Genomic DNA, 15,842 nt, shown 5'->3' with positions numbered 1-15,842 from the left:
TCTCGGCCGGCACACCAACGAGCCATCACCAGGAGGTCGTGGTGCGGATCCTGCTCATCGCGAGCGCCTTCAACAGTCTGACCCAGCGCGTCCAGGCCGAGCTGCGGGACGCCCGCCACACCGTCGCGGCCGAGGTGGTCGCCGACGGCGACGGGGTGCGCCGCGCGGTGGAGCGGCACGGCCCCGAGCTGGTGGTCGCGCCGATGTTGCGGACCCCCGTGCCCGAGGACGTGTGGTCGCGCATCACCTGCCTGATCGTGCACCCCGGCCCCCCGGGCGACCGCGGCCCCTCCTCGCTCGACCGGGCCGTGCACGAGGGGCGCACCCACTGGGGTGTGACGGTGCTCCAGGCGGAGGCCGAGCTGGACGCGGGGGCCGTCTGGGCCTCGGCCGAGTGCACGCTGCCGGAGGGGGCGAGCAAGAGCGAGCTGTACCGGGGCGAGGTGGCCGACGCGGCGCTGGAGGCGGTGCGCAACGCCGTGGCCCGGTTCGCCGCCGGCGGCTACCGTCCGCGCTCGCAGGACGACATCCAGCCGTCGGTCAGACCGCGGATGCGTCAGGCCGAGCGGCGTATCGACTGGCAGACCTTCCGGACCCTCGACGTACTGCGCACCCTGCGCGCCGCCGACTCACAGCCCGGGGTACTGGACGAACTGCTGGGCGAGGAGTGGTTCCTGCACGGTGGGCACGCAGAGGACCAGTTGCACGGCACCCCCGGGAAGATCCTCGCCACCCGCGCGGGTGCGATCTGCCGGGCCACGGTCGACGGCGCGGTGTGGATCTCGCAGCTGCGGCCGCGCCGGGCCGTCGGCGGCAGGCGCACGTTCAAGCTGCCGGCGGCGCTGGCGCTGGGCAGCCGCCTGCCCGACGTCCCGGAGCGGCCGGCGCCGCTGGAGCTGGCGCCCGAACGTCTGACCCATGCCGAGATCCGCTACCAGGAGCGGGACGGCGTCGGCTTCGTCCGCTTCTCCTTCCCCGGCGGGGCGATGAGCACCGTCCAGTGCCGGCGGCTGCTGGCCGCCTACCGGTACGCGTGCACCCGACCGACCCGGGTGGTGGTGCTTGGCGGCGCGCGTGACTTCTTCTCCAACGGCATCCACCTGGGCGTCATCGAGGCCGCCCGCGACTCGGCCGCCGAGGGCTGGGCCAACATCCAGGCCATCGACGACGTGGTCGAGGCGGTGCTGACCACCACCGACCGGCTGGTGGTCGCGGCGCTGGGCGGCAACGCGGCGGCGGGCGGCGCGATGCTGGCCGCGGCCGCCGACGAGGTGTGGTGCAGGGCGGGCGCGGTACTCAACCCGCACTACCGGCTCATGGGCCTGCCGGGTTCGGAGTTCTGGACGTACACGCTGCCGCGCCGGGTCGGGCCGGAGATCACCGAGGCGCTGATGCGGGACGCCGAGCCGATGAGCGCCGCCACCGCGCGGCGGATCGGGCTGGTGGACCGGGTGCTGCCGACCTCGCCGACGGGCTTCGCCCAGCGCGTCGCGGAGCTGGCGACGGCCCTGGCCGACGATCCGGCCACCCACCAGCGGCTCGCCGTCAAGAAGACCAACCGCGCCCGCGACGAGGCCACCGAACCGCTGGCCGCCTACCGGGACCGGGAGCTGGCCGCGATGCACCGCGTCCTGTTCGACCCGGCGGCCCCGCACCACGCGCTGCGCGCGGCGTTCCTGCGCAAGGAGCCCCCGCCCACCGAGGCACCGGTCCTGCGGGGGTAGGAGCGGGCAGGGCTGCGCACCTACCCGGGGCGGCCCGACCCGCTGGCGCCGCAGTGCCGAAGCGCTCGACGAGGAGCAGCAGCGCGCGCTGCTCGTCGCGGCCGCCGAGCCCTCGTACACATACGCGAACGCCCCGCCACTGGCGGGGCGTTCGGTGTGGCAACGGGGAATCCGCGCCGCGGGCGGGGCGGCCGCCCGGCGGACGGCGGGGAATGCGTCAGTCGGCGACGCAGGTGTTGCCGAACGCGGGGTTGAGAATCCCGACGATGTCGATGGTGTTGCCGCACACCTGGATCGGAACGTGCACCGGGATCTGAACGACGTTACCGGAGATGACCCCCGGTGATCCCGCCGCGCCGCCCTGGGCCCCGGAGTCGGCGACCGCTGCCGTGGCCCCGCCGAGGACGGCGGTGACGGCAAGACCAGAGGCAGCAGCCGCAGTACGGATGCGCATGGTGTCCTCCCTTGTTTTCTGTGCCAGACGCGCACAAGAGTGCACCCACCGCCGAAGACCGGATTCCGTCGCCACGCCAAATGGTGGGCCGCCCACCCGATCGGAGGAACGCCGGGCCGCGGGGGTCGGCGTGGGCCGGCCGGACACCTGCGCCATTCGGGTCTGTTATGCCGTGTCCTTCATATATTGAACTGGGATGCCCGGATGGGCGGCGAGGATGGGACTGTCTCGTTCTTTCGGACCTTCAACGGAGGTTTTCATGCGCACACGCGCCCTCACGCGCTCTCTCGCCGTCGGCCTGGCGTCCCTCGGGCTCGCCGCCGCCGGCACGGCCTCGGCGGCGGCAGGTGGCCACGGACACCACTGCTGCCACAAGGAGGTCCACAAGAAGAAGTCCGTCGTCAAGATTTCGGACGACGACAACATCATCAGCGACTCGGCGTTCTTCGCCTTCGGGCCCATGATCAGTCGCTGACCGGGCGGCCGGTCCGACCGGCCGCGTCCACGACGGGCGTGGAGAGGCTCACTCCGAACCTCCAAGGATGAGCCTCTCCACGCCGTTGTGCGTCCACAGGGGGACGGGGACGCCCAGGGGAGACGGGGCCCACGGGAGGGGCCGGGGTGTCCAGGGGGGACGGGGGCAGGAAACCCGGCCCGACGGACGTGTCACCAGGAGGACTTGGTGACCCCCGGCAGATACCCGGCGTGCGCCTGCGCCCGGAAGCGGACCCGGGAGAGCCCGAAAGCGCGCAGATGGCCGCGGGGGCGGCCGTCCACACTGTCCCGGTTGCGTACCCGGGTGGCACTGGCGTCGCGGGGCTGTCGCCGCAACTCCGCCAGCGCGGCGCGCCGTTCGGCGTCCGTGGAGGCCGGCGCGCGCAGGATCTCCTTGAGCTCGGCGCGGCGGGCCGCGTAGCGCGCCACCGTCGCCCGGCGCTTCTCGTTCTTCGCGATCTTGCTCTTCTTGGCCATCAGACCCGGCCTCCCCGCGCCCGGATCCGGGCCACGGCCCGCTCGACGCCGATGGCGTCCACGGTCTTGATGCCCTTTGCGCTCAGCCGCAGCCGCACGTAGCGGCCCTCGCTCGGCAGCCAGTAGCGCTTGCGCTGCACATTGGGGTCGAAGCGGCGGCTGCTGCGTCGGTGGGAGTGGGAGACGGTCTTGCCGAAGCGCGGTTGCGCCCCGGTGAGCTGGCAGTGGGCTGACACGGGTGTTGCCTACCTCTCGTTTGGCTCAGTTGGAAATGATTTCCATTAACAATATAGTGGCCGTCATGGCTCGCAACGAACTCCGCCCCCTCGTCAAGCTCCGCTCCACAGCGGGCACCGGCTACACCTACGTGACCCGCAAGAACCGGCGGAACGACCCGGACCGGCTGACCCTGCGCAAGTACGACCCGCGCGTCCGCCGCCATGTCGACTTCCGTGAACAGCGCTGACGGCGGCCGTCCACGACCTGAACAGCCGCCCGTACCCAGCCGAACCGAGGGAGCAACCCCGTGAAACCCGGTATCCACCCCGCATACGGCCCCGTCGTCTTCCGCGACAAGAGCGCCGACTTCGCCTTCCTGACCCGCTCCACGCTCACCAGCGAACGGACCATCGAGTGGGAGGACGGCAACACCTACCCCGTCGTCGACGTGGAGATCTCCTCGCGCAGCCACCCCTTCTACACCGGCACAGCGCGCGTCGTGGACAGCGCGGGCCGCGTGGAGCGGTTCGAGCGCCGCTACGGCCGCTCCACCGGGCACGGCCGGGAGACGGGGAACGGAGCGGAGCGATGACCGGCGACGAGCGAGCACAACTGCCCGTCGTACTCGTCGGGGGCATGCACGCCGACGCCCGCCGACGCGTCGTCGACCGGCCCGACACGCTGCTGGGCTGGGACGCCGCAGGAGGCGCGCTGAGCGTGGAGACCGCGGGCCCCTGGCTCGCCTCCCTCCCCGACGCCGCCTGGGAGATGGTGCCGCCCATGCGCCGGGCCGCCGCCTCCCTCGACTGGCACCCCGAGCACGGCGACCGCTGCCAGCACCTGGTGTTCACCTCGCCGGGCCTGGACCGCGAAGGGCTCACCCGGCTGCTGGAGACCTGCCTGCTGACCGACGCGGAGTACGCCGCCGGGCGCGAGGCGTGGAAACGCTTCCCCGCCGCCTTCGACGCCCTCCTCTCCCCCGTCTCCTGACCCCGACGTCCGACGTCCCCTGTCCCGACCCCTGTCCCCACAGACCCGAGGAGCCCCCATGCCCCGCCGCAACTCCGACCGCAAGCAGCAGCGCCCCCGCCCCAACCCGCTGGACGCGGCAGGCATCACCTACATCGACTACAAGGACACCGACCTGCTGCGGAAGTTCATCTCCGACCGCGGCAAGATCCGCAGCCGCCGTGTCACCCGCGTCACCGCGCAGCAGCAGCGCCAACTCGCCACCGCCATCAAGAACGCCCGCGAAATGGCCCTCCTCCCCTACAGCACCCGCTGACCCGCCCTCCGTCGCGCCTTACGCTGCCACGGTGCCACCCACGACCCCACCCCCGAGCCCGAACCTCCCGCCCGCGCGCGCCGCCGAGATCCACCGCGTCGTCGCCCACACGACGCGGTGGGCAAACGACCGCCCGGACATCGCCGGGCTGGTGCGCGGGGTTGTGTGCGTACCGTGCCGGAAGGAGTGCGCTCGGTGGGGGTGGATGGCGGCACCTGCTCCTGGCCGGTGTCCCGGCGGCGGGCCGCTCGACCGGGCCATAGACCGACCCTGAGTGGGTACCGCGGGGCAGGTAGGAGCACTGGTCCAGCGGCACGAAGGAGCTGATCATGAGGTACGACGAGTTCCTGGCCCAGGTCCGCGAGCGCGGCGAGTACCAGAACCAGGCGGAAGCCGAAGAGGTCACCCGGGCGGTACTGAGCGTCCTCGCATCCCGGATCACCCCCGTCAAGGCGCAGGAGCTGGCCGCCCAGCTGCCCGGTCCGCTGGGTCCGCTCGTGGCCGAGGCCGGCGAGGAGCCGGCGGAGACGTACGGCGTCGAGCAGTTCTGCGCACGCGTCGCCGAGCGGACGAACGCGCGGCCGCGGACCGCCGAGTGGGATGCCAGCGCCGTGCTGTCGACGCTGGCCGAGACCGTCTCCGGCGGAGAGCTCAACCAGCTCCTCAGCCAGCTGCCGAGCGGCTACGCCGCGCTGTTCGGCAAGGTCGAACTGAGCCGGTAGGAGGACGCGCCCCGTCAGGGGCGCGGGGAACTGCGCGAGCAACCACGAAGCACCCGCAGCCCGCACACCTCCGACAGGGGCACCCCCTCATCGGGCCGACGGGCCGCACCGGGCGGCAAGAGCCCGGTCGAGCTCGGCGCGAGCCCGGGCACCGGCGGCGGAGTCGGTTTCGACGGTGACCGTGATGCGTACCCCGCGGGGCCGCGCGTCGGTGACATACAGCTGGCCGGCGCACACACCGCCGGGGCCGGAGGCCCGCCACGCGGCGACGCGGCTGTCACCGTCCACTTCCGCCGTCGGCTCCCGCCGGAGCAGCTCCGCGACGGCGTCGGAGAAGACCGCGTCCGCGTCGCCGTCGGCAACGGTCGCCGTCTGTTCGTACCGCACCCTCCCAGGATGCGCGCCGCCACCCTCACGGCGCGAGCGGAGCGGGCACCGCGAGGCTGACGGCGAAACGGTGGCCGGGGTCGGTCCACCAGCGGTGCAGCCGCATCCCGGCGGCGGCGAGCTCGGCGCGGATGCCCTGCCTGCGGAACTTCGCCGAGACCTCGGTGCGCAGCTCCTCGCCGGGCTGGAAGTCGACGCTCAGGTCGACGCCGGGCAGTTTGGCGGCGACCGCCCGGCGGGCCCGCAGCCGCATCTCGATCCACTCGTTCTCGCTGTCCCAGGCGGCGACGTGGGTGAAGTCGTCGGGGTCGAAGTCGGCACCCAGTTCGCGGTTGAGTACGTGCAGGACGTTCTTGTTGAAGGCGGCGGTGACGCCCTCGGGGTCGTCGTAGGCGGCGACGAGTGTGGCGGGGTCCTTGACCAGGTCCGTGCCGAGCAGCAGCGCGTCGTCCGGCCCCAGCAGGGCCCGCAGCGCCGCGAGGAACCGGTGGCGTTCGGCGGGCAGCAGATTGCCGAGGGTGCCGCCGAGGAAGGCGAGGATCTTCGGTTCCGGGCACTCGGGCAGCCGCAGCCGCTGCTGGAAGTCCGCGACCAGTGCGTGCACGGTCACACCGGGGTGCTCGGCGGTCAGCGCGTGCCCGGCCTCGGTCAGCGCCGACTCGCTGACGTCGACGGGCACATAGGTCAGCGGGGTGCCCAGCGCGGTCAGCAGCAGCCGGGTCTTGGACGAGGAGCCTGAGCCCAGCTCGACCAGGGTGCGCGCGCCGGTGAGCCGGGCGGTCTCGGGCGCCGCGTCCTGGAGTATTCGGGCCTCGGCGCGGGTGGGGTAGTAGACGGGGAGCTCGGTGATCTGTTCGAACAGTTCGCTGCCGCGGGCGTCGTAGAACCACTTGGGCGGCAGCGTCTTGGGGAAGCGGGTCAGACCTTGGGTGACGTCGGTGGCCAGGGCGGCTGCTGTGGCGTCGATGGGCAGGGTGCGGGTGAGGGTGAACCGGGAGTTCGGGGTCACGCGTGAGACTCCTTCAGAGCGGTCAGTTCGATGCCACCCGGGTCGCCGGTGAGCAGGTACGCGTCCGGGACGGGCCGCCAGCCCGGGTCCGTGTCGTGCGGTTCGGAGGCGACGGTCAGGGACGTACCGGCCTCGAGCAGGTACCAGAGGGTGTCGCCGCACGCGGTGGCGGCCAGGGTGCTGCCGTCGGTCAGCAGGAAGTTGAGCCGGGAGCCGGGCGCGGCGGCGCCGAGTCGCGCGGTGGCCTCGGCCAGTGCGGGGCCCGGCCCCGCACCGGCCCGCAACAGGTGCCCGACCAGCGCCCAGGCCAGCGCGGAGTCGCAGCGCGCCTCAAGGCCCAGCAGCTCCTCGGGCGACAGGGTGGCCGCGATCCGGGCCACGGAGCCGGGCCAGCCGGTGAGGGCGCCGTTGTGGCTGAAGAGCCACCGGCCCTCGGCGTAGGGAGCTGCGGCAGCTTCGCCGGGCGCACAGCCGCTGGTCGCGTCCCGGACAGCGGCCAGCAGCGCGGTGGACCGTACGACCCGGCACAGGTCGGGCAGGAAGCCGTCCGCCCAGATCGGTCCCGATCTGCGGTAGCGGGCCGGCTCCGGATCGCCGTCCGCGTACCAGCCCACGCCGAACCCGTCGGCGTTGACCGTGCCGTACCGCTGGTGGCGCGGCGCCCAGGACTGGCGGTACAGCGAGTGCGGCGGCGCCAGGAGCACCTCACTCAGCGCGCGTGCGGGGCCCAGGTGGCCCAGGTGGCGGCACATCAGCGGTCCCTCTTCGTATGGCGGCGGGCACCGTTCACGCCGCCTCCTCCAGTTCCGGGGTGCGTGCGGTGCGGAACCCGGCGAAGATCTGCCGGCGTACCGGGTGGTCCCAGTTGCGGAACGTGGCGCGGGCGACCACCGGGTCGGTGCCGAAGCAGCCGCCGCGCAGCACCTTGTAGGAGGGCCCGAAGAAGACCTCCGAGTACTCCCGGTAGGGGAAGGCGGTGAAGCCCGGGTAGGGCGCGAAGTCGCTGGAGGTCCACTCCCACACCTCCCCCATGAGCTGCCGCACGCCCAGCGCCGAGGCGCCGGCCGGGAAGCCGCCCACGGGCGCGGGGCCCAGGTGGCGCTGGCCCAGGTTGGCGTGGTCGGGTGAGGGGTCGGCCTCTCCCCAGGGGAAGCGGCGGCTGCGGCCGCTGTCCGGCTCGAACCTGGCCGCCTTCTCCCACTCGGCCTCGGTGGGCAGCCGCCGTCCCGCCCACCGGGCGTACGCGTCGGCCTCGTACCAGCTCACATGCATCACCGGCTCCGCTTCCGGCACGGGTTCGAGGACTCCGAAGCGGCGGCGCCACCAGCCGTCCTGCCTGCGTTTCCAGAACAGCGGGGCACGCAGTCCGGTGCGCCGCACATGGTCCCAGCCCGCGGGGGTCCACCAGCGGGGGTCGTCGTAGCCGCCGTCCTCGATGAAGCGGAGGTAGGCGCCGTTGCTGACCGGGAGGGTGTCGATGCAGAACGCCGGCAGCTCGCGGCGGTGTGCGGGCCGTTCGTTGTCCAGCGCCCACGGCTCGTCATCGGTGCCCATGGTGAAGGGGCCCGAGGGGACGAGCACCTCGCCAGGGAGCAGTTCGGTCCCGGCGGGAGGCGGGGGCGGCTGGGGTGCGCTCAGCGCCGCCGGGCCGCGCCTGAGCTGGTGGGTGATCAGCATGGTCTCGGCGTGCTGCTGCTCGTGCTGGGCGATCATGCCGAACGCGAAGCCGTCCGCCACCAGGGGGCGCCCCCGCAGCTGTGCGCCCTCCAGGAGCCGGAAGGCGTGGCCGCGTACCGTGGCGAGGTAGGTGCGCGCCTCGTCGGGCGGCAGCAGCGGCAGCGAGGGGCGCTCGGCGCGCGGGTGTTCGAAGGCGTCGTAGAGCGAGTCGATCTCGGGGCGCAGCGGCGCCTGGCCGCCCACGGCGCGCAGCAGCCACTGTTCCTCCTGGTTGCCGATGTGCGCCATGTCCCACACCAGGGGAGACATCAACGGGGAGTGCTGGGCAATCAGTTCGGCGTCCTCCACACAGTCGGAGAGCGCCAGGGTGCGAGTGCGGGCGCGGGTGAGGGCATCGAAGGCATGGGCGCGCAGCTCGGCGTGCCCATGGGCAGCGGTCACCATGGTTCTCCCTGCTGTCCGGGTGCGGTCTCGTGCGTGTCGAGCAGGTCGTCGGCGGGGCAGCGGCCGGGTACGACGTAGCGCGCGGTGAACTCCTCAACGGCGGCCCGCGCCCGGCCCCCCGCGCCCAGCCGGGGCAGTGCCCGGCGGGCGAGGTCGAAGCACTCGCGGGCTGCGGCGTGCAGCTCGGGATCGCTCAGCCCGTCCCTGGCGGCACGCTCCCAGAGGGCGTTGCGGGGGGCCGGTCCCAGTGTCGCCAGGTCGGCCAGTGGTTTGACGACGCGGTAGGCGCTCTCGCTCGCCTGTGCGTCGTCGAAGAGCGCCGTGGTCACCGCGAGGGGGACGATCCAGCCGTCCGGGCCGGGCTGCGCGTCGATCATCCGCAGCTCCAGATGGCCCCGCGGGCGTACGGGCGGGAAGAGCGTGGTCAGGTGGTAGACCAGATCGTCCAGCCCGGGCGGCCGCAGCCGTTGGCGGGCCGGCCCGGCGCGTGTGCTGCGCCTGATCCACTGCCGGAAGGTCATCCCGTCGCCGGGCACCGTCCAGGGGCCGTCCGGGGTGCGGACGCAGAGCAACGGCGCGTCCAGCGCGTACCGCGCCCACGTCCGGCGGGGGTTGCCGCCGCTCTCGGGCGGTGCCAGATTGCGGTAGCCGTCGAGCGAGGCCCATACGCCCTGCCGGGCCGAGCGCCACCCGGACCAGGGACCCTCGGTGGCCGGTGAGTTGGCGAACGCCGCGGTGAGCACGGCGCCGAGCAGATGGGCGAGCAGCCAGCGGCGGCCCAGGCCGAACGGTCCCGGTTCGGCCGTGCCCGCGTCCAGACAGATCTGTACGGAGGCGGAGGAGCACATCATGGCGCGTCCGGCCGGGCCGGTGCGGTCGAAGTACGCCTCCATGGCGCGGTAACGCGGGTCCTCCAGCAGCCGGAGGGGCGGGCGGGTGTCGAGCCCGTGCCCGACGAGGGCGATGCCGTGCCGGCGCAGTTGCGTGCGGGCTGCGGCCAGATCCGCTGAGACCGCTCGTACGCATGCGGCGAGCGAGCCGGCGGGCTGGGAGCTGAACTCCAGCTGACCGCCGGGTTCGAGGGAGATCGCCGAGGTCAGCGGCGCTTCTCGGAGCGCCTCGGCGGCGGCGCGAAGGGCGCTCGCCCCGATGCGCTCCCCGGGCCGGGTGCGGGGGACGGCCTGGGGCGGCGGCGAGGGCCGGGGGCGGTGCTGGTGGGGCAGTGGCCCGTGGGGTGGGCGCTGGTGGAGCGGGTGCTGGGCGGTCGTGGCTTCGGTGGTGGCTTCGGTGGTCGCGGCTTCGGTGGTGGCCGGACCGGCCGTGGCCGCTTCAGCGGTCGCGGCTTCGGGGGCGTGCTGTCGCGGGGCGCGGTGCCCGTGCGAGCCGGCGTCGGCGGGTGGCAGTGGGCGGACCAGCCATTCGAGTTCGACGCCGACGCGGCGCGGCGGCCCTGTCTTGAAACAGATGCCGTGTACATATGCCAGCGCGGCCGCCTCGCTCAGCGGTTCGCTCGCGTGTTCGCCTCTTCCGCCGGTCATCGTCCGCCACCTTTCGCCGCGCCGGTGTTCCCGGGCAGGAAGCGGGCTGCCCCGCCTCCACCCAAGCCGGTCCCCATTCCCGCCCGGGGAGACACCTCCGCGCTTGTTTCATCGCACAGAATCAGCCGCGCCGGAATGCCGCACTCCGGCCACCTCTTGCCCCTTCGGGTCTGCTTTCCGGGAGAGCGGGCTGCTGTCCGGCGCGTGCGGGCCCGGGGTGCCGGAGCCCTTTGGCCGGTCTCTCGACGACGCGGCCGGTCAGACGGGCAGGGCGCCCTTGAAGCGGATGGTGGGCAGGTCGGGGTGGGTGGTGGCGAGCCAGCCGTGGCCGTGGGTCTCGTCGGCGGACTTGGGGCCGGGCTCGACGGAGAGGTTGTCGGCTGCCACGTCCGCATGGGGCACGCCTTTGGCGTATTCCTCGTCTTCGAGCCCTTCCGCGGCGTCCTTGATGGAGCCGGCCTCGAAGGACAGTGGATCGCCCCAGAACTGCGGGCAGTCGTCATAGTTGTGGCAGCTTCGTACCCTTCGGCCGTTGCGGGCGACATACCAGCTCGAACCCGAGTGGTAAGGGTCGAGGACGTAGAAGTGCGCCTCCCCGCACCGTTCGCTGAGCTTGTCGGCCAGTAGGAAGCCGTCCAGCTCGTCCACGAATGAATTCCCCCACACCATGCGCCAGTTCCGGATCGGCTGGTCCTGGCGCCAGTTCTCGAACTCCGGTGTGACGAAGACCCGATAGGCCCTCTGCTTCGCACCCTGAGAATCCTCGAACTCCATGAAGTCGGTGGCCCGGGTGGCCGCCTCCACACCCATGGCGGAGGTGGCCGGCCGAAGGTCGTGCAGACCGAGCGCGGCCACGGCCTCGTCGAACCGGTCTGCCGGGAAGGCCAGCCAGCGACCGCCGTCCAGAGGGAGATCCACCTCGCTCTCGTCCAGGAGCTTGACGCGCACGAGGCGTTCCACGGCACACCGGTCGGCAGCGTCGAGCACCTCCGCGCCGCCCAGGTCAACCAGCGCCTCCAGAGCCTTGCGGCGCAACTGCCCGGGGCCCCCACGCCGGATCTGTCGAAGCCTCGGCAGGGCCTGGTCGCCCAGCCGCCGGAGGACGGACTCGGCGCCGAACCTCGGACTTCCCCGTCGCGTGTCACGGACGTACGGCAGGAGCACGTCGACGCTCAGGGCTCCGAGCGCGATCAGGTTGTCCTCCGCCTCCCTGCGCACGGTGCGGTCCGGGTCCGAGAGATCACGTATCAGGGCGTCCATGGCTGCCGGCATGGGCGTAGCCTAAGTGGTCGCTCCTGGACGGAGCGGGCTGTTCGCGGCCGACGGCACCGGCGAGTTCTTCTCTCTGACGGCCGAGGAGGTCGCCCGCGCGGTGGCGGCCCGTTTGGCGGGTCGGTCGCCGGGCCACCCGCAGGGCGTGACGGAGCGGAAACCGGCCGGGGGCTCCCGCCCGGAGCTGGCCGTTCTGGTCGGGCTCCAGGCGGCCGGGAAGTCCTCCTTCTACCGACAGCACCTCGCCGGTGACCGCCCGGGCTCCGGCTCCCGCGGCCACGCCCTGGTGAGCAAGGACCTCTTCCCCAGGTCCGCACGGAACAAGCAGCGGCGCCAGTTGCGGCTGATCGACGAGGCGCTGGCCGCCGGGCAGGCGGTCGCGGTCGACAACACCAACCCCTCGCCGGCGGAGTGGACGCCGCTGATCGCCCTGGGCCACGCACACGGCGCCCGGGTGACCGCGTACTGGTTCCCGCCCGACCTCGCGGCCTCCCTGGAGCGGAACGCGGCGCGGGAGGGCCGCGCCCGCGTCCCGGACGTGGGCCTCAGGGCCACCCACCAGCGGCTGCGCAGGCCGTCGCTTGCGGACGGTTTCGATCTCGTACTGGAGGTACGGTTCGACGGCCTCGGCGGTTTCGACGTACGGGGCGCGTCCGGGCCGCGGTGAGCCGGTCATCCCGGGCGGGGCTCCCGCGCCCACCGGGCGCACCAGGACCCGGCCGTACGGGCCGCGGTCCGGGTGTGTTGCCATGGCTGTGCCGGGGAACGGTCGGGGGAATGTGGACCCTGGCGAAAAGCGTTCCCCAGCGCCCAGGGCGCGGCCCGTCCTGATGCCCCCATGGCAGGAGACAGCATGAGCACCATCGAGCTGACCAAGGAAAACTTCGAGGAGACCATCTCTGAGAACGACTTCGTCCTGATCGACTTCTGGGCCTCCTGGTGCGGCCCGTGCAAAAGCTTCGCACCCGTGTACGAAGCCGCTGCCGAGCGGCACTCCGATCTGACCTTCGCCAAGGTCGACACCGAGGCCCAGCAGGAGCTCGCGGCCGCCTTCGAGGTGCAGTCCATCCCGACCCTCGCGATCATCCGGGACCGCACCCTGGTCTTCTCCCAGCCCGGGGCGCTGCCCGAGGCGACGCTGGAGGACCTGATCGGCCAGGCCCGGCAGCTCGACATGGAGGAGGTGCGGCGCGCCGCCGAGGAGGAGGCCCGCGCCGGCCAGGCCGGTGACGGCTCCGAGGGCGCCGGCGCCTGAGGCGCCCGCCGCCCGCACCACGCCGACGGCCGCCCGGCATCGTCGGGCGGCCGTCGGCTGTTCTCCCCCGTCGGACGTTCCTCCCCCACCACGCGGCCTCTCCCCCGCCGCAGTCCCCGGACCGACCGTTGCACAGGGACCGGCCGACGGCCCAGGCGCAGCTGACCAGGGCGTGCGCGCAAGCGGCTCACCGGCCGCCGAGTGCCTCTTCCAGGTCGTAGCGCACCGGCTGCTCCAGCTGCTCGTACGTGCACGAGGCGGGGTCCCGGTCCGGGCGCCAGCGGCGGAAGAGCACCGTGTGCCGGAAACGCTCCCCCTCCATGTGGTCGTAGGCCACCTCGCACACCCGCTCGGGGCGCAGCGGCACCCAGGAGGCGTCCTTGCCGCCGCTCCACCTGCTGGGCGCACCCGGCATCCGGCCCTCCAGGTGAGCGGCCTCGCTCTCCCAGCGTGCCCAGGGGTGCTCCTGGGGGCGGTCCATGCCAAGCGGCTCCAGCTCACGCATCAGCTCGCGTCGGCGCGTGGCCGGGAACGAGGACGAGGCACCCACGTACTGGAGAGCGCCGGAGGCGTCGTAGAGGCCCAGCAGCAGTGAGCCCAGCGCCTTGGGGCCGCTCTTGTGCGGGCGCAGTCCGGCCAGTACGCAGTCGGCGGTGCGCTCGTGCTTGACCTTGAGCATCACCCGCTCCCCCGGCCGGTACGGCAGGTCGGTGCGCTTGGCCACCACACCGTCCAGTCCCGCACCCTCGTACTGCGCGAACCAGTCGCGTGCCACCGCGCTGTCGTAGGTCACCGGCGCCAGGTACAGCGGCGGACGGGTCCCCTCCAGCGCCGCCTCCAGCATCCGGCGGCGTTCGGCCAGTGGGGCCTCCATGGTGCTGGTGTCGCCCAGCGCCAGCAGGTCGAAGGCGACGAAGGAGGCGGGCGTCCGCTCCGCCAGCAGCCGGACCCGGGAGGCGGCCGGGTGGATGCGCTGCTGCAGCGCCTCGAAGTCGAGGCGTCCGCCCAGCGGGAGCACGATCTCGCCGTCCAGCACGCAGCGCCGCGGCATCCGGGCGCGCAGCCCCTCGACCAGTTCGGGAAAGTAGCGGACGAGAGACTTGCCGGTCCGGCTGATCAGCTCGACCTCGTCGCCGTCCCGGAAGACAAGGCAGCGGAAGCCGTCCCACTTCGCCTCGTACTGCATCCCCTCCGGGACGGCGGACACGGGCTTGGCGAGCATCGGTTTGACTGGCGGCAGCACCGGGAGGTCCACACCGCCGATTCTGCGCCGGGCGGACGCGGCACGCATGACATACGACGCCGTGGGCACTCCCGTGCCCGATGGGTGACCATGAAGCCATGCTGCTGGAGGACATCGCACGCACCTCGGCACGGATCGCGCAGGCCACCGCCCGGAACGAGAAGGTGACGCTGCTCGCTGAGCTGTTCCGGCGGGCCGAAACCGCCGAGGTCCCGGTGGTCGTCACCTACCTGGCCGGGCGCCTGCCGCAGCGCCGTACGGGGGTCGGCTGGCGCAGCCTGCGCGAGCTGCCGCCGCCCGCCGAGGAGCCGGCGCTGACCATCGCGGAGGTGGACGCGGCGTTCTCCCGGCTCGCGCGGGTGGCCGGAAAGGGTGCCCAGGCCGAGCGCAAGCGGCAGGTGGACCAGCTGATGGGGGCAGCCACCGGGGACGAGCAGTGGTTCCTGGTCCGGCTGATCGGGGGCGAGCTGCGGCAAGGTGCACTGGACGCCTTCGCCGTGGAGGGCCTGGCCGCCGCCGTGGGCGCCGAACCCGGCGAGGTGCGGCGCGCCGTGATGCTCGGCGGGTCTCTGGGGGCCGTCGCTCAGGCGGTGCTGGCGGAGGGGCCCGGCGCGCTGGCGCGGTTCCGGCTGGAGGTGGGCAGGCCGGTGCTGCCCATGCTGGCGCACACCGCCAAGGACGTCGACGAGGCCCTGGACAAGCTGGGGCCGTGCGCGGTCGAGGAGAAGCTGGACGGTATCCGGGTGCAGGTGCACAAGGACGGCGAGCGGGTCCGGGTCTACACCAGGACGCTGGAGGAGATCACCGAGCGGCTGCCGGAGGCGGCGCAGGTGGCCCGGCGGGTGGCGGCCGGGCAGGTGGTGCTGGACGGGGAAGTGATCGCCCTCAAGGAGGACGGCTGGCCGCGCCCGTTCCAGGAGGTCTCCGGCCGGGTCGCCTCCCGGCTGGACGTGGCGGCGGCCAGCAGCGAGCTGCCGCTGCATCCGGTCTTCTTCGACGTGCTCCACCTGGACGGCGAGAACCTGCTGGACCGCCCGTCGGTCGAACGGCACGCGGCGCTGGCCCGGATCGTGCCCGAGGAGCTCAGGGTGCGCCGGGTCCCGGTGCCCGACCCGGCGGACGGGCCGGCGCGTGGCGCCGTACGGGAGTTCGCGGACGAGGTGCTGGCACGCGGCCACGAGGGCGTGATGGTCAAGGCGCTGGACGCGGCCTACTCGGCGGGGCGGCGCGGGGCCTCGTGGCTGAAGGTGAAGCCCGTGCACACCCTCGATCTGGTGGTGCTCGGCGCGGAGTGGGGGCACGGTCGGCGCGCGGGGAAGCTCTCGAACCTGCATCTGGGGGCGCGGCGCGCGGACGGCTCGTTCGCGATGCTGGGCAAGACCTTCAAGGGGCTGACCGACGCGTTGCTGGCCTGGCAGACCGAGCGGTTCCGGACACTGGCCGTCGAGGAGAAGTCCTGGGGCGTGGTGGTGGCGCCCGAGCTGGTGGTGGAGATCGCCTTCGACGGGGTGCAGCGCTCCAGCCGCTATCCGGAGGGCGTCACGCTGCGGTTCGCACGGGTGGTGCGGTACCGGGAGGACAAGCGGCCCGAGGACGCCGACACGGTGGAGGCGGTCGCGGCGCTGCTGCCATAGCGGGAGC

At 73.1% G+C, this 15,842-nt stretch carries 19 protein-coding genes and 1 pseudogene; 10 read left to right on the top strand and 10 right to left on the bottom strand.

The window, feature by feature from the left end; all coding sequences use genetic code 11:
• Nucleotides 1-41 precede the first annotated feature (41 nt).
• Nucleotides 42-1,724: an enoyl-CoA hydratase-related protein gene (locus JW592_RS12040; protein ID WP_209264995.1), complete on the top strand. Its 1,683-nt coding sequence runs from the start codon at nt 42-44 to the stop codon at nt 1,722-1,724.
• Nucleotides 1,725-1,941: 217 nt separating this feature from the next.
• Here JW592_RS12040 and JW592_RS12035 read toward each other — a convergent pair whose 3' ends face one another.
• A complete protein-coding gene (locus JW592_RS12035; protein WP_209264994.1) occupies nt 1,942-2,178 on the bottom strand; it encodes a chaplin in 237 nt (78 codons plus the stop codon).
• Nucleotides 2,179-2,437: 259 nt separating this feature from the next.
• Between JW592_RS12035 and JW592_RS12030 the strand changes: the two genes are divergently transcribed.
• Complete coding sequence (locus JW592_RS12030) at nt 2,438-2,653, top strand: hypothetical protein (RefSeq protein WP_209264993.1); 216 nt, start codon at nt 2,438-2,440, stop codon at nt 2,651-2,653.
• Between the two features lie 191 nt (nt 2,654-2,844).
• Here JW592_RS12030 and rpsN read toward each other — a convergent pair whose 3' ends face one another.
• Together rpsN and rpmB are read right to left on the bottom strand one after the other, a co-directional pair.
• Nucleotides 2,845-3,150 (bottom strand): 30S ribosomal protein S14, encoded by a 306-nt coding sequence (rpsN, locus tag JW592_RS12025; protein ID WP_209264992.1) that lies wholly within the window; start codon nt 3,148-3,150, stop codon nt 2,845-2,847.
• The gene (gene rpmB / locus JW592_RS12020) at nt 3,150-3,386 is read right to left on the bottom strand and encodes a 50S ribosomal protein L28 (RefSeq protein ID WP_209264991.1); all 237 of its coding nucleotides are present in this window, start codon (nt 3,384-3,386) and stop codon (nt 3,150-3,152) included. Before rpmB ends, rpsN begins: the two co-directional genes overlap by 1 nt.
• Nucleotides 3,387-3,451: 65 nt before the next feature.
• Here rpmB and rpmG point away from each other — a divergent pair, with 65 nt between their 5' ends.
• From rpmG to JW592_RS11995, 5 genes and pseudogenes are all read left to right on the top strand, one after another.
• A complete protein-coding gene (gene rpmG / locus JW592_RS12015) occupies nt 3,452-3,616 on the top strand; it encodes a 50S ribosomal protein L33 (RefSeq protein ID WP_209264990.1) in 165 nt (54 codons plus the stop codon).
• A gap of 60 nt (nt 3,617-3,676) precedes the next feature.
• A complete protein-coding gene (locus tag JW592_RS12010) occupies nt 3,677-3,961 on the top strand; it encodes a type B 50S ribosomal protein L31 (RefSeq protein ID WP_209264989.1) in 285 nt (94 codons plus the stop codon).
• Nucleotides 3,962-4,029: 68 nt separating this feature from the next.
• Nucleotides 4,030-4,359: pseudogene (locus tag JW592_RS12005) on the top strand (CobW C-terminal domain-containing protein); the annotation flags it as partial.
• Nucleotides 4,360-4,417: 58 nt separating this feature from the next.
• Entirely contained in the window at nt 4,418-4,654 is a 237-nt protein-coding gene (gene rpsR / locus JW592_RS12000; RefSeq protein WP_209264988.1) for a 30S ribosomal protein S18, read from the top strand.
• 329 nt (nt 4,655-4,983) lie between these two features.
• Nucleotides 4,984-5,376, top strand: a complete 393-nt coding sequence (locus JW592_RS11995; RefSeq protein WP_209264987.1) for a DUF2267 domain-containing protein — start codon at nt 4,984-4,986, stop codon at nt 5,374-5,376.
• 87 nt (nt 5,377-5,463) lie between these two features.
• Here the strand turns inward: JW592_RS11995 and JW592_RS11990 are convergent, their stop codons facing one another.
• From JW592_RS11990 to JW592_RS11965, 6 genes are all read right to left on the bottom strand, one after another.
• Nucleotides 5,464-5,763 carry a hypothetical protein gene (locus tag JW592_RS11990; protein ID WP_209264986.1) on the bottom strand — a complete coding sequence of 100 codons (300 nt, stop codon included), beginning with the start codon at nt 5,761-5,763 and terminating at the stop codon, nt 5,464-5,466.
• A gap of 25 nt (nt 5,764-5,788) precedes the next feature.
• Nucleotides 5,789-6,772 carry an L-histidine N(alpha)-methyltransferase gene (gene egtD, locus JW592_RS11985; RefSeq protein WP_209264985.1) on the bottom strand — a complete coding sequence of 328 codons (984 nt, stop codon included), beginning with the start codon at nt 6,770-6,772 and terminating at the stop codon, nt 5,789-5,791.
• Nucleotides 6,769-7,524, bottom strand: coding sequence for an ergothioneine biosynthesis protein EgtC (gene egtC / locus JW592_RS11980; protein ID WP_209264984.1), 756 nt, complete (start codon nt 7,522-7,524; stop codon nt 6,769-6,771). The genes egtD and egtC overlap by 4 nt, the downstream gene beginning before the upstream one ends.
• A 34-nt stretch (nt 7,525-7,558) precedes the next feature.
• Complete coding sequence (egtB, locus tag JW592_RS11975; RefSeq protein WP_209264983.1) at nt 7,559-8,893, bottom strand: ergothioneine biosynthesis protein EgtB; 1,335 nt, start codon at nt 8,891-8,893, stop codon at nt 7,559-7,561.
• Nucleotides 8,887-10,431, bottom strand: coding sequence for an ergothioneine biosynthesis glutamate--cysteine ligase EgtA (egtA, locus tag JW592_RS11970; protein ID WP_209264982.1), 1,545 nt, complete (start codon nt 10,429-10,431; stop codon nt 8,887-8,889). The genes egtB and egtA overlap by 7 nt, the downstream gene beginning before the upstream one ends.
• Before the next feature lie 258 nt (nt 10,432-10,689).
• On the bottom strand, nt 10,690-11,703 hold the full coding sequence (locus tag JW592_RS11965) for a HEAT repeat domain-containing protein (protein ID WP_229375800.1): 1,014 nt from the start codon (nt 11,701-11,703) through the stop codon (nt 10,690-10,692).
• Between the two features lie 13 nt (nt 11,704-11,716).
• On the opposite strand from JW592_RS11965, the gene JW592_RS11960 reads away from it, so the two are divergent.
• Nucleotides 11,717-12,370, top strand: a complete 654-nt coding sequence (locus tag JW592_RS11960) for an AAA family ATPase (protein ID WP_307805382.1) — start codon at nt 11,717-11,719, stop codon at nt 12,368-12,370.
• A 186-nt stretch (nt 12,371-12,556) separates the two neighbouring features.
• Nucleotides 12,557-12,958, top strand: a complete 402-nt coding sequence (gene trxA / locus JW592_RS11955; protein WP_209264981.1) for a thioredoxin — start codon at nt 12,557-12,559, stop codon at nt 12,956-12,958.
• A 187-nt stretch (nt 12,959-13,145) separates the two neighbouring features.
• Here the strand turns inward: trxA and JW592_RS11950 are convergent, their stop codons facing one another.
• A complete protein-coding gene (locus JW592_RS11950; protein ID WP_209265148.1) occupies nt 13,146-14,213 on the bottom strand; it encodes an ATP-dependent DNA ligase in 1,068 nt (355 codons plus the stop codon).
• A gap of 86 nt (nt 14,214-14,299) precedes the next feature.
• Between JW592_RS11950 and JW592_RS11945 the strand changes: the two genes are divergently transcribed.
• Entirely contained in the window at nt 14,300-15,835 is a 1,536-nt protein-coding gene (locus tag JW592_RS11945; protein ID WP_209264980.1) for an ATP-dependent DNA ligase, read from the top strand.
• The last annotated feature ends 7 nt before the right edge of the window (nt 15,836-15,842 follow it).

Origin of the sequence: Streptomyces spirodelae (assembly GCF_017676385.1) — a bacterium.
Lineage (GTDB): Bacteria > Actinomycetota > Actinomycetes > Streptomycetales > Streptomycetaceae > Streptomyces > Streptomyces spirodelae.
This window is presented reverse-complemented; position numbering and strand designations above follow the sequence as displayed.